The following is a 13,672-nucleotide window of genomic DNA, read 5'->3' as shown; positions in this document are numbered from 1 at the left end:
GCGGTTGCTTCATTTCACTTGATGTTTGTTACATTGCTTGATCGAAGAAATCACCACCATATGCCTGTGCAAAGTGGTAAGACGCCTTGCGCTCGGCCAGACGGAAGAACTGTTCAATTTCATCCGCTGACAAAGTCACAAATGACTTCGCTTTGATGGAGAGCTCTTCAAAGGCGGTCTGTGACAGGCTCTCAATTTTTTCCAAATCATACCCGACGAGCTGGCCATGGCGTTTACGGATCATGCCGTCAGCGATAACGGTATCGACATCGCTACTCTTCGTCATTTGCGCAACACTGCCAGCCACATTCATTGTCGAAGAGAAGCCTTCATGATGGCGAATGATAATAATGTCGGCTTTTTTATCTATGGTTAATGAGCCGATCTCATTCTCCATTCCCATTACCTCAGCACTGCCCAGAGTGGCCCAATGGAGTGCTTCACGCACGGTTGGCGTAATGACGAATGGCATGGTGTCACGCTGGTGAACCTTGTCATTGGCCAGGGCTCGCTCAATTTGCAATGCAATATTCAGCTGGGTGAACAGATCGTCAGTCGTTACCCCCGTCAGGTCGGTCCCCAGACCAAAGGGAATATTATGTTCGACGCAAGGCCGATAGGGCAGGAACCCCATCCCCATTTGCAATTCACTGGACGGTGTACTGACGACATACCCACCTGTCTTTGCAATCAGTTTCCAGTCTTCACCGGTTAATCCATTACTGTGTGCATGCAGGTGGCCCGGGCGCAACAGACCGTGATCATCCAGTTCTCGCAGGCCACGCAGTAGTACCGATGTTTTCGCCGCCCCCGTGTGAGAAACACATTTTATTCCCAGCTCGTCAATCAGATTGATCTGTTTGACTGTCGACTCGAAATCAACGGTACCCAAGTCAGAAATGAGCATCCCCATTTTCAGGCGATCTTGACCATTGAACTTGGTTTTCGAAATATCTTTCGCATTATCCAGGCGATCTTTCATGGATTTATAACCGGCTGGTTTGAAATCATATACCTGCATGCCATAGGCATAGATGCCACGAATACCGCTATCCTTCATGGCCTGGATCGCATTCACCGCATGATCAGGAGTATTCACACAGTCATTGATCTCATACACAGTGGTTGTACCCGCATTGAGAGCACTCACGTTACCGCCAAGCACGGCGGCATACATGTTGTCTGCGGTAAGCACACCACCGAAAGCGTAAAACGTATTGATCAGAAAAGCCGGCAAGGACTCTTCTGTCGACACCCCACGGAAAAGAGACATCCAGTTATGGCGATGAGCATCGACCATCCCAGGCATGACGATGGCACCATCGGCATCAATAAACTCCGCATCTTCGTGACTGTCAAATTCATGGGGGTTTCGACTCACGCCTTTAATGAGGTTTCCCTCAATCAACAACGCACCATTATGGATATCACCCATGGCCTTATCCATAGTGATAAAGACACCACCCCGAATAACTTTCTTATGCTGATTCATACAGTACCTTCATTAATCCAGAAAATATTAAAAGTCACATTGCAACCAGTGTTTTTATTTTTAACACCATCACCACAGTAAAATGTTTTAAAGATGAATGGTTCCCTATCTGAGCATCATCAGGAATTCATCCTTCAATCTCATGGTGAAATTATAAAAACACTCTATTCAAGTGTCAGTGGACAATCCGGACAAGATATTGCTCAATCCGGCCAAGGTTGAATAAAGGTAACGGTGATACGGTTCAATCACGCAGGCCGTGATCCCATGCATATGGAGGAATATTTTGAGAGAAGGTTCATCTGCCTCATTGAATGGCGCAAGGCATTCACCAAGGGGATGGCTTGTCTGGAATAAACCTGCCTTGGAGATACCCTGTGCCCGCAGCGGTCGCTCACCCGGGCCCTAAGGACACATAGGATTGCTGCTTGCGTATCGCTTGCCCACCCCTCTTGACTCAACTGCATCAGCCCTCCCCTGGCAGGCGAGCAATATGTCACCACATTCGCAATGCCCGATAAGGATTTATCGAGCGAATAATAACCCCACGACTACGCTGCTGACGAAACGACCTCAGGCCCCCACCAAAGAGCAAATTTTACTCACGAACGATTGGAAAAAGAAAAGACGCCCTAGAGCGTCTTTCTTATTGATGAGGTTTGGGATCAACCGGTCGGTAGCTTTTCTCCTTCCCCGGCTTGTCCCACTACGGATCAGATCGGGGTGATGGAGGTTATCTGGGCAGTGCCTTCCAGAGATTGGAAGATCTGCACTACGGCTTCCCCGTGGATGGGGTTGGGCAACGGTACCGTGCTCTTGCATTTGAAGCGGTAGTTGGTGCCGGCGACGACCTGGGTCGAGGCCTCAAAGGGTGTGTACTGCACCCCGACAAATCCTGCCAGCGCTTGATTGAATACGGCCTGATCCTTGGTGCTCAACTTGTGGTAGGCAGTCCATCCGCCCAACAACACTGCTTGTTCTGACATAACTAACCCTCCGTGATCTCTTGTCCCTACTCGTTTGGCTGTTCGGGTTCCGCCCCGTTGATTCAAGTGGTACCAGGACTCCACCGGGGCCATACCAGAGAGTGGTATGTCCGGTGCCGACAGCGTACATGGAGGCTTTGCTGTCGCCACCCTCCCCTTCTGCCACGACCGGTGCCTTACAGAGCAGGTCTCAATTGGCATGGCAGAGCCTAGCGCGTGATCCATGATCCCCCTTGTCATAGATCACAGAGACAAGAAGGCGAGAAAACGGCTAACGAACAGAAAAGTGAGGCGCAAACGATTGGAAAAAGAAAAGACGCCTCAAGGGCGTCTTTTTTACAGTTTTGCGTTATCGGTAAGGAAAGCGTTAACCGCTTATTCCCACTCGATGGTTGCAGGCGGCTTGCCGGAGACGTCGTACACCACGCGGGAGATGCCGTTGATCTCGTTGATGATGCGATTCGACACGTGGCCGAGGAAGTCGTATGGCAGGTGAGCCCAGTGGGCGGTCATGAAGTCGATGGTCTCGACGGCGCGCAGCGCAATGACCCAGTCGTACTTGCGACCATCGCCCATGACGCCGACGGAGCGCACCGGCAGGAACACGGCGAACGCCTGGCTGACCTGGTTGTAGAGATCGGCCTTGCGCAGTTCTTCGATGAAGATGGCATCGGCCTTGCGCAGCAGATCGCAGTACTCTTTCTTCACCTCGCCCAGCACGCGTACGCCCAGACCCGGGCCCGGGAACGGGTGACGGTAGAGCATGTCGTAAGGCAGACCCAGCTCCAGGCCGACGCGGCGCACCTCGTCCTTGAACAGCTCGCGCAGGGGCTCGACCAGACCCATCTTCATCTCTTCCGGCAGGCCGCCGACGTTGTGGTGAGACTTGATGACGTGGGCCTTGCCGGTGGCGCTGGCGGCAGATTCGATGACATCCGGGTAGATGGTGCCCTGAGCCAGCCACTTGGCGTTCTTGAGCTTCTTGGACTCGTCATCGAACACTTCCACGAAGACGCGACCGATGGTCTTGCGCTTGGCTTCCGGCTCGTCGATACCCGCGAGAGCTGACAGGAAGCGCTCCTCGGCGTCGACCTTGACGATGTTCAGACCAAAGTGATCACCGAACATGTCCATCACCTGCTGGCCTTCGTTCAGGCGCAGCAGACCGTTGTCCACGAACACGCAGGTCAGGCGATCACCGATGGCGCGGTGCACCAGCATGGCGACCACGGAGGAGTCCACCCCGCCGGAGAGGCCCAGGATCACCTCATCTTCACCCACCTGCTCGCGAATGCGGGCGACGGCGTCATCGATGATGGTGGCCGGAGTCCACAGGCACTCGCAACCACAGATGTCTTTCACGAAGTGTTCCAGCAGACGGGCGCCCTGACGGGTGTGGGTCACTTCCGGGTGGAACTGCACGCCGTAGAAACGCTTCTCTTCACAGGCCATGGCGGCGTGGGGGCAGGTGGCGGTCTGGGCGATGGTGGTGAAACCGGCCGGGATGGTGGTGACCTTGTCGCCGTGGCTCATCCAGACGTCCAGCAGGGCGTGGCCGTTCGGGGCGATGGCGTCTTCGATGTTGCGCAGCAGGGCGCTCTGACCCAGTACTTCGACCTGGGCATAACCAAATTCACGTTCGGTGGAGGATTGCACCTTGCCGCCGAGCTGCTCGGCCATGGTCTGCATGCCGTAGCAGATACCGAACACCGGCACGCCGGCGTTGAACACGTACTCGGGCGCGCGGGGGCTGCCTGCCTCGGTCACGGATTCCGGGCCACCGGAGAGGATGATGCCGCTCGGATTGAATTCACGGATCTGCGCTTCGGTCACATCCCAGGCCCAGAGCTCGCAGTAGACGCCGATTTCACGCACGCGGCGGGCGATCAGCTGGGTGTACTGGGAACCGAAGTCGAGGATAAGGATACGGTGCTGGTGAATATCTTTAGTCATTTTATTCCTGCATCAGGCTGATGTTGTCACAAAAAGCACGGGATAAAAAAGGGGTGGAGAAACGGGGCCGCAGCCCCGTTTTATCAGCCCATCCGGTAGTTGGGGGCTTCTTTGGTAATGGTCACGTCGTGGACATGGGACTCTTTCATCCCGGCGCCCGAGATGCGCACGAACTCGGCCTTGGTGCGCATGTCGTCTATGGTGGCGCTGCCGGTCAGCCCCATGGAGGAGCGCAGGCCGCCCATCTGCTGGTGGATGATTTCTTTGAGGCGGCCCTTGTAGGGCACGCGCCCTTCGATCCCTTCCGGCACCAGCTTGTCGGCGGCGTTGTCGGTCTGGAAGTAGCGATCGCTGGAACCCTTGGACATGGCACCGAGGGAGCCCATGCCACGGTAGGACTTGAAGGAGCGGCCCTGGTAGAGCTCGATTTCACCCGGCGCCTCTTCGGTACCGGCGAACATGGAGCCGACCATGACGCAGCTGGCGCCAGCGGCGATGGCCTTGGCCAAGTCGCCGGAGAAGCGGATGCCGCCATCGGCGATGACCGGGATGCCGGTGCCTTCCAGGGCATCGACCGCGTCAGAGATGGCGGTGATCTGGGGTACGCCGACACCGGTCACGATGCGGGTAGTACAGATGGAGCCCGGGCCGATACCGACCTTGACGGCGTTGACGCCCGCTTCCACCAGCGCCAGGGCGCCAGCACCGGTAGCCACGTTGCCACCGATGATCTGCAGATCCGGATAGGCTTCGCGGGTCGCCTTGATGCGATCCAGCACGCCCTGGGAGTGGCCGTGGGAGGAGTCAATCAGCAGCACGTCCACCCCGGCCTCGACCAGGGCGGCGACGCGCTCCTCGTTGCCGGCACCGGCACCGACGGCGGCACCGACCCGCAGACGACCCTTGTCGTCCTTACAGGCGTTGGGCTTGCGCTCGGCTTTCTGGAAGTCCTTGACGGTGATCATGCCCTTCAATTTGAAGTCGGCGTTGACCACCAGCACCTTCTCGATACGGTGCTTTTGCATCAGGGCGACCACCTCTTCACGAGGCGCACCTTCACGCACGGTGACCAGACGATCCTTCTGGGTCATGATTTGTTCGACGGTCTGGGAGAGATCGATCACGAAGCGCACATCACGGCCAGTGATGATGCCGACCAGCTGGTTACCGTCGGTGACGACGGGGTAGCCGGCGAAGCCATTCTTGAGGCTCAGCTCCTTGATCTGGGCGATGGTCATGTCGGGACGCACGGTGACGGGGTCGGAGACGACGCCGCTCTCGTACTTCTTGACCTTGCGCACTTCGAAGGCCTGTTGCTCGATGGACATGTTCTTGTGAATGAAGCCGATACCGCCTTCCTGGGCCAGTGCGATAGCCAGACGGGCTTCGGTCACTGTGTCCATGGCAGCGGAAATCATCGGGATATTCAGGGAGATACCAGACGTGAGCTTGGTGCGCAGGTCGGCGGTATTAGGAAGAACAGTGGAGTGGGCTGGTACCAACAATACATCGTCGAAGGTCAGCGCTTCTTTGGCAATCCTGAGCATGGCAATATCTCACCGTTGTGGAAGTGGGGGTGTAAAATATTGCCGACAAATTTTACTCATGCATTGGTCGATGGTAAAGAAGTTTTTTGAATTTTTTATGGCGTAGCCCGTTTTAACGCCCTGAACTGGGCAAAAAACCAATAAATTCAGCCGTAACCATGTCGTTTTGTGGAACAAGATGATCTTTTTTGCCGTTGGGACAATTTCTGCCACCAACCCCTCGCCTGCGTCTTTTTTAACAACTCCTCTGCCCTCTGGGAAGCCGAGGGCAGCCTCAGCTGCCCTGATAGCGACCAGGCTTGTGCCAGTTCATCAGCATGGCGTTCATGGCGAGCGCGCTCAGGGTGGACCAGAGCAACAGAGTCAGCGGCAGGGTGAGCAAGGAGAGGACGAACACCAGCACATCCAGCAGCATCTGGCTCTTGCCTGCATTGATGCCGGCGCGCCGCTGCAGCCAGAGCGTGACCACGCCGACGCCCCCGACCGAGGCGTTATGGCGGGCGAGAGACAATACTCCCATGCCGAGGAAGGTGCCCCCGACCAGGGCGGAGAACAGGGGATGCACATAGCTCACCGTCAGCAGCAAGGGCACCCCTTGGGTCGCCGCCGAGAGTGCCACATTGACCACCAGGGTCTTGAGCATGAAAGCCCGGCCCATGGTGAAGTAGCTGAACACCAGGAACGGCAGGTTGGCCAGGAAGAACAGCACACCGATGGGCAAGGTACTGACGTGGGAGAGCAGCAGCGCGATACCCGCGATGCCACCGGTGATCATGCCAGAGCACTTGAGCAGATTGAGCCCCACGGCGATGAACATGACGCCGAGCACCATGCCGTAAACATCGTCCTTGAGGCTGTGGGCCAGCCCCTGGGTTGCCGGGGATGAGATGGCCATTTCACCTTCCATATGACTCCTTTTCTTGATCCTGAAAACCCGGGTGGCTCGACCCGAGAGCGGCTTGCCGAGCCCCTGTCCCGTCAGCACATCACGGCGACAGAGGCCATGACCCTCCGGCGAGAAGCGGCATCCGGATTACTCAGGGTGTGACGCGTCCATTCATCGCAGCAAAAACGGCGCCAACCAACACAAGCGACCATTAAATATTGAATTTTTGAATTTAATATCTGTTATTTATTCAATTAACAGTCGATTGCACCTGTATGAAAACGCCAGGCTTCACGGAGTCAGCATGTTTGCGCTGTCCCGGGATGGCAATGCGTGAAACGTCGCCACGACTCGGCGACGAAACGGGCAAGAGGCCGGTGGCAACAGGGCTGGGGATAGATCAGTGCCTCATCCCGGCTCCCGAACTTGCACGAAAACGGCAGGACCAATATCGAACGAGGCGCACCACAATGATGCAATAGCACCAACTTGGTGCGAATGTTGGACGGCAAGATCAAGATGGCCTGGTATTGGCTGCGTATCCATCTCTCCCTTCCCTGGATGGATGGCCATCAGGAAGGCCGTCGGGATCAGGGCCAGGCAGTTGCGCCGAGGAAATCGGGAACAGGGCTTGGCAACGTACCTGGAGCGCCGACGGCCCAAACAACGGGCGTACCCACTACCAGCAGTCAGCAGTCAGCAGTCAGCAGTCAGCAGTCAGCAGTCAGCAGTCAGCAGTCAGCAGTCAGCAGTCAGCAGTCAGCAGTCAGCAGTCAGCAGTCAGCAGTCAGCAGTCAGCAGTGAACAGTGAACAGTGAACAGTGAACAGTGAACATTGCCGCGCATCATCGTTGGTGAAGATCATGGGGGGATAAAAAGTCGGCCCTCGGGCCGACTTGGGATTTGTCAGTCACGCGATGGCCCGGTGGCCGGGCCATCGCAGGCGATCATTTCAGATACTTGCCATCCCCCCCGACCTTGCCCGGGCCGTTCAGCACCCAGACGCGCGCCGAATAGGCGGGCACCGCAAAGCTCAGGCTGCCATTGCTGACGCTGACCGTGGTACCGGTCACGGCGTCCGTGTAGCTGCCGTTCTTGATGCCGCTCAGGCTTATCTGCTGGGCCGAGTTGGCGGCAAGGCCGACCGCCGCGTAGCTGCCCTCGGCGCTGAGATCGCGCACGAAACTCATGCCGCTGCCCCACTCGTTCACCTGGCTCATGGGCGCCTTTTGCAGGGCGGGCACCGCCTTGCGGATCTGGTTCAGACGCTTGATGTGCTGGTAGAGCGGATGGGAGGCGGTCGCCGGGTTGTCCAGCACGTCGCCGTAATAGGCGCGACCGGTCTGATCCACCGTCATGGTGGCGCCGTCGATGTCTTGCGGCTTGCCGGCCTGGAACATCACCTCCTCCCCGTAGTAGAGGGTCGGGATGCCCCGCGCCGTCCACAGCAGGTTGTAGGTCATGGCCGCGTTGCCCTCCTCCCCGCCGTAGCGGTACTTGAAGTCGTTATCCGGCCCCACGTCGTGGTTCTGGAAGAAGGTAATGAGCTTGGTGGCATCCCCGTAGACCCAGTCCATGCCGAAGATGCCGCCGACTCCGCCAAAACTCCCCTTGGTGACGTTGTCACGGAAGGTGGAGAACAGGGAGAAGTCGAGCACCGACAGGCCCGAGTCCCCACCGGCGCGCGGATTGGCCGGATCGCTGGTGGTGCGGGTGTACCACCAGGGGCGGATCACCGCGGAGGCGTTGTCGTTGGCGATCTCAGATCCCCAGCCGGTGCCCTTCACCAGGTTCTCCCCGAATACGAAGAGCCCGGGCTTGTGGGCCTGCCAGTCGTGGACATAGGTCAGCAGCTCGTCCCGCTCGATGTGCTTGAGGGTATCGATACGGATGGCATCGACCCCCATATCGAGGTACTGGTGGATGGCGCCGTTGATGTAATCCTTGACGTTCTGGTTGCCGGTGGCCAAGTCGATGCAATCCCCCGCCATGTGCTTGCGCTGCAAAGAGAGCGGATTTTCCCAGTCACCGCCGGACATGAAGCCATCCAGGTGATACCAGGCGGGATCCAGCCCCTGGGCGTCGATGCCGAAGAAGCGGTTGGGGTTGTAACCGGCGCTTGGCACCGTGCTGCCGGTCTTGGGATCCACCAGGGGGACCAGACCTTCCGGGTCAGACTGACAGCGGGCCTTGTACCAGTCCGGCGCCGCCGGGTTGTCATCGTCACAGCGGTTTGCGCTGGCGTAATCCCCGAGGTTGCCCTGATAGGGGCCGTTGTTGATCAGCCCCTGCTTGGAGCCAGCCGGCACATAGTATTTGATGGGCAAGTGATCTATCCAGGTCTTGCCCCGCAGGCCGTACTGGCTGGAGTGGTTGATCACCACATCCTGTATCACCTTGATCCCCTTGGCGTGGGCCGCCTGGATAAACTCACGGTAGCCCGCCCCCGGCGACTCCAGCCGGGGGTCGACCCGATAGAAGTCGTAGGCATGGTAGCCGTGATAATCGAGGCCGGAGCGGTTCTCCACCGGCGGTGTCACCCAGATGGCGGTGAAGCCGAGATCCTTGATGTAGTCGAGCTTCTCGATGAGGCCCTTGAAGTCGCCACGCCAGTGAGGATCCCCCGCCTTGTAACGGTCCCGGTTGTAGTAGTTGTTGCCGGCATCCCCGTCATAGAAGCGGGCGGTCAGCAGGAAGTAGATGCTCTCCCCCCGAAAATCGCCGCTGGCCACTGCCTGATCGCCGATGTAGTAGCTGAAACTCTGCTCACGGCGATTGCCGGCAGCATCAACGCTCAGGGTCTTGATCACCAGATCGGCGCCGCTGCCCTTGTCGCTGGCGCTGATCCCCTGACCGCTGTAGAGGGGGGAGCCGGTGCTCGGGGTGCTGCCATCCAGGGTGAAATAGAGCTTGGGGGCGGCATCCTGGTCATCGCTCACGGTGAGGGTGATGGACTGCGCCTGGGTGTAGTTGCCGGGGGCCGGGCTCGCGCTCACCGTCGGTGCCTGGGTGTCGGCACCCACCAGCGGCGCCACATTCAGCGCCTTGCTCGTGGCATCGAAGCAGATGCGGTAGCTGGTGTTGGCGGTCACCTTGTAGTCCTGGGCCGGGTAGGCTTCCGTCCAGTCCCCCTTGTGATCCACCTTGAAGCGGGGATCGCTGTTGCCAAAGGCCTGCTCGGTACAGAAATTGACCCCATCCTGGCTGGTCATGGCGGTCAGGCCCCAGTTGTTGGGGGTACCGCGGAAGTACCATTTGTCACCGCTCTGGGGCGCCGCCACCACCACGCTGGCACTGCTGCTCCCGGTTGCCCCCTGATCGTCGGTCACCGTCAGGCCGTAGGTGAAGGTGCCCACCTGGCTGGTGTTGACGACGATGCTCTCCGTGGTCTCGCCGCTGCTCCAGAGGTAACCCGCTATCTGGCCGTCCGCGTCCGTGGAGTCGCTGCCGCTCAAGGTGAGCGCCGCTCCCTGCGCCACATTGACCGTGCCGCCCGGGGTGATCACCGCGAGCGGCGGCTGGTTGTCATCCCCAAGGGAAGTGATGCTGTAGGCCAGGGTCTGATCGTTGACCTGGAAGCGGACATTACCGGTGCCGCCCCAGAAGATGTCGCCACCGCCCGGCTCCAGTACTCCGTCGGCGTTGCTGTCCCCGTAGTTGCTCACCCAGTCGCCCGCCAGATCGAACTTGAGGCGTTGGCTCGCCTTACCATCCATATAGGCATCCACCTGCCACAGGTGATCCGCCACCAGGGTCAGGGGCTGGCTGGCCCAGCCGTTGAAGGTGCCGCGTACCTGCAACTGCGGCCAGATCTTGGCAAAGCCTCCCGGCTCACAGCTCTCCACCGCCGTGGCGGTGATGGCCTGGGTACCGGCGTTGATGCGAATTTGATAGTGGGTATTGGCATTGACCAGCTTGTCGGCCGCCGGGTAGCTCTGCTGCCAGTTGCCGTATCTGTCTATCTTGAAGCGCGGGCCGCCGCTGGCGTCTCCGCTCTGGAAGAATTGGCAGGTATCGAAGTTGACGCCGTCGGTGGAGACCATGGCGGTCGCCGCCCATCCATTCGCGGTACCACGGAAGAACCACTCCGCGGCCGCCGCTCCTGGCGGCACCATGAGGGTTCCCAACAATCCGGCCGCGATTATCCATCTAGCCATTGATAGTCCTTTATTTTCATTGTTTTGTGTGTGACGCCTGTGTGTCGGCGTTCCCCCATCCGCTACTGTCCCGCCTTCAGATGGGCCCAGCCAGTCTAGGGCTCAAACTGGCCGCCCAATGACCCGTTACGTGCAATTTGTGACCAATATCGCCCCCGATATCTGCTGTATGTGATTGATAGCGCTTTCATTTCTAAGCAGGTTGCGATGGGCTCCGCGTGCTATGGATGAGAGCTTGGCGGGAGGGATTGCTCCTCATCGAGAAGATGCACGGCAGGTCGGCACGATGGCACCCACATCGCCGTGGATCTGCCCGGATGATTAAAACGCGATTGATAATCTTTCTTGTTTGAGGGCTGTCGGCTGGCGCATGCTGGGCACCAAGGGCCGGTATTGACGGCCATTTCATAGACATTCGAGTACCAAGATGACATGCCGGAAGGACGCGGGTCGATGAGCACCTGCACGATGAGGCCTACCCTGGGCCGCGACAAGATGACCCTTGGCCCTGCCCAGCTCGCCTGCCTGACCCTGGCTCTGCTCCTGCACCTCGCCCTTTTCGCATTGATGCAGGGCAGTCACGCCGCCCCCATCCAGCCGCCCGAACCCCTCACCCTCTCTGCCCGCTGGGCGGGGGAGTCGAACAAAGATGATGCTCCGGCCAAGGCGGCCGCCGCCCCCGCACCGCCCCCGGTTGTCAAAAAATCGGCGCCGGTGCAGCAGAAGGTGGTCAAGCCGGTCGTCAAGCGGCCAGCGCCCAAACCCGTGCCCAAGGCGCCGCCCAAGCCCAGACCCGTTCCTGTGGTCAAACCTGTCACCGTGGTGGCCCCCGTTGCGCCTGCCACGCCGACCACGGCCGCATCCAATAACCAGAGTGCCAACAGCAGCAGTACACCGGCCAAGAGCCAACCGACGGGCACTGGCGGGGGCAGCAGCGCCCCCATCGCCCGGGATGCCAGGTTGAAAAACCCCGAGCCCCTCTACCCCCAGGAGTCCCGCAGGCGCGGGGAAGAGGGCCAGGTCGTGCTGAAGGTACGCGTCACCAGGGAGGGCACGGCGGAGTCGGTCGAGGTGGAGCGCAGCAGCGGTTATCGGCGCCTTGACATGATCGCCAGACGCACCGTCAACCGCTGGCGCTTCATTCCAGCCAGGCAGAACAATGTCGCCGTCGCGGACTGGGCCAGGGTCACCATCATTTTCAAGCTAGGAAGTTAACCATGAATCCGGAAGTCCAAACCAACACCATGGGCATCGCCCATCTGCTCAGCCAAAACACCGGGGTCGGCCTCATCCCCCTGATCCTGCTGGTGTTGATGTCGCTGGCCACCTGCTACTACGCCCTGCTCAAGCTCTGGCTCGGGGTGCGCGAACAGCGGCTGAACGCGCGTTTCATCACCCGGTTCTGGCAGCATGAGAGCGTGCAGGAGGTGGAACGCCAGCTCGCCCACACGCCCCCCGACGAGGCCTATGGCAGAATTACCCACGCGGCCCTCGCAGCCGTGGCCCAGATTGACCGGGCGCAGGAGCGAGCCGTCTCCCTCAAACTGGGCGCCCCCGATGACTTCCTGCTGCGCGCCCTGCGCCAGGCCATCACCATGGAGCGCATCCGCCTCGAGCAGGGGCTGGCCTTCCTCGCGTCCGTCGGCTCGGCGGCCCCCTTCATCGGGCTGTTTGGCACCGTCTGGGGTATCTATCACGCCCTGCTGGCCATCGGTGCCGCCGGCCAGAGCAGCCTGGACAAGGTGGCAGGCCCCGTAGGTGAGGCCCTCATCATGACCGGCTTCGGCCTCGCCGTCGCCCTGCCCGCCGTGCTCATCTATAACGTCTTCGTGCGCCGCAATCGCCTCAAGCTCGCCGCCCTAGACGAGTTTGCCTACGACCTGTTCGCCCTGCTGGTAACCGGGTTTGAGAAGAGCGCCTCCAACGTGACCCAACTGCCTGGTATCGAGAATGCCAAGAGCGAGAACATCAAGAAGGGGCAGCTGTAATGGCCTTTGGCAAACTGCCCGGCGATCCGGATGAGCAGCCGCTCTCCGAGATCAACATGATCCCCATGATCGACGTCATGCTGGTGCTGCTGATCGTCTTCATGATCACGGCCCCCCTGCTCACCAATGCGGTCAAACTCGAGTTGCCCGAAGCCAGCAGTCAGGTCAACCAACCCAAACAGGAGGATGTGGTGCTCTCCATCGACGGGGCTGGCAAGCTGTACTGGAACGATCAGGAGGTCGATGAGGCGGCGCTGCTCGGCAAGATGGAACAGGCCAGCGCGGCCAAACCCGAGGCCCCCGAGATCCAGCTGCGCATCGACAAGGGGGTCAAGTACGGCATCATCGCCAAGGTGATGGCCCAGGCCTCCCAACAGGGTCTGCACAAGATAGCCTTCGTGAGTCAGCCGCAAAGCGAATAGGGATGCCAAGTCGAATACGGCATGATCATCGGCCAAGGTGATGGCCCAGGCATCCCAGCAGGGTCTGCACAAGATAGCCTTCGTGAGTCAGCCGGAAAACGAGTGATAGACCCAGGCACGGATTGAGCTAAATCGACACACCCCATGCGACAAGGCATCACCCAGGTGGTGCCTTGCTGGTGTGCCTCCCCTTCAACCGGTTGTCAGCAGCCGGGCAAGGCTGCATGATGCGGAGTCTGCA

Annotated in this window: 10 protein-coding genes; 4 read left to right on the top strand and 6 right to left on the bottom strand. The window is 59.3% G+C overall.

Annotated elements, in window-relative coordinates; all coding sequences use genetic code 11:
* Positions 1-28 precede the first annotated feature (28 nt).
* From ABNP46_RS09110 to ABNP46_RS09090, 5 genes are all read right to left on the bottom strand, one after another.
* A complete protein-coding gene (locus ABNP46_RS09110) occupies positions 29-1,492 on the bottom strand; it encodes an amidohydrolase family protein (RefSeq protein WP_349922072.1) in 1,464 nt (487 codons plus the stop codon).
* A gap of 713 nt (positions 1,493-2,205) precedes the next feature.
* Complete coding sequence (locus ABNP46_RS09105) at positions 2,206-2,478, bottom strand: hypothetical protein (protein ID WP_349922071.1); 273 nt, start codon at positions 2,476-2,478, stop codon at positions 2,206-2,208.
* A gap of 375 nt (positions 2,479-2,853) precedes the next feature.
* Positions 2,854-4,431 carry a glutamine-hydrolyzing GMP synthase gene (gene guaA, locus ABNP46_RS09100; protein ID WP_349922070.1) on the bottom strand — a complete coding sequence of 526 codons (1,578 nt, stop codon included), beginning with the start codon at positions 4,429-4,431 and terminating at the stop codon, positions 2,854-2,856.
* Positions 4,432-4,514: 83 nt separating this feature from the next.
* Positions 4,515-5,978, bottom strand: coding sequence for an IMP dehydrogenase (gene guaB / locus ABNP46_RS09095; protein WP_349922069.1), 1,464 nt, complete (start codon positions 5,976-5,978; stop codon positions 4,515-4,517).
* 274 nt (positions 5,979-6,252) lie between these two features.
* Positions 6,253-6,885 (bottom strand): YitT family protein, encoded by a 633-nt coding sequence (locus tag ABNP46_RS09090; RefSeq protein ID WP_349922068.1) that lies wholly within the window; start codon positions 6,883-6,885, stop codon positions 6,253-6,255.
* Between the two features lie 477 nt (positions 6,886-7,362).
* Between ABNP46_RS09090 and ABNP46_RS09085 the strand changes: the two genes are divergently transcribed.
* Entirely contained in the window at positions 7,363-7,668 is a 306-nt protein-coding gene (locus ABNP46_RS09085) for a hypothetical protein (RefSeq protein ID WP_349922067.1), read from the top strand.
* A 143-nt stretch (positions 7,669-7,811) separates the two neighbouring features.
* Here ABNP46_RS09085 and ABNP46_RS09080 read toward each other — a convergent pair whose 3' ends face one another.
* Positions 7,812-11,021: an alpha-amylase family glycosyl hydrolase gene (locus ABNP46_RS09080; protein ID WP_349922066.1), complete on the bottom strand. Its 3,210-nt coding sequence runs from the start codon at positions 11,019-11,021 to the stop codon at positions 7,812-7,814.
* 453 nt (positions 11,022-11,474) lie between these two features.
* On the opposite strand from ABNP46_RS09080, the gene ABNP46_RS09075 reads away from it, so the two are divergent.
* Genes ABNP46_RS09075 through ABNP46_RS09065 form a run of 3 tightly spaced genes read left to right on the top strand, consistent with a single transcriptional unit; the run spans position 11,475 to position 13,431 of the window.
* Positions 11,475-12,236, top strand: coding sequence for an energy transducer TonB (locus tag ABNP46_RS09075; protein WP_349922065.1), 762 nt, complete (start codon positions 11,475-11,477; stop codon positions 12,234-12,236).
* Between the two features lie 2 nt (positions 12,237-12,238).
* Positions 12,239-13,009: a MotA/TolQ/ExbB proton channel family protein gene (locus tag ABNP46_RS09070; protein ID WP_349922064.1), complete on the top strand. Its 771-nt coding sequence runs from the start codon at positions 12,239-12,241 to the stop codon at positions 13,007-13,009.
* Positions 13,009-13,431 carry an ExbD/TolR family protein gene (locus ABNP46_RS09065; RefSeq protein ID WP_349922063.1) on the top strand — a complete coding sequence of 141 codons (423 nt, stop codon included), beginning with the start codon at positions 13,009-13,011 and terminating at the stop codon, positions 13,429-13,431. Before ABNP46_RS09070 ends, ABNP46_RS09065 begins: the two co-directional genes overlap by 1 nt.
* Positions 13,432-13,672: the final 241 nt, after the last annotated feature.

Source organism: Aeromonas veronii (assembly GCF_040215105.1).
GTDB classification, from domain to species: domain Bacteria; phylum Pseudomonadota; class Gammaproteobacteria; order Enterobacterales; family Aeromonadaceae; genus Aeromonas; species Aeromonas veronii_G.
This window is presented reverse-complemented; position numbering and strand designations above follow the sequence as displayed.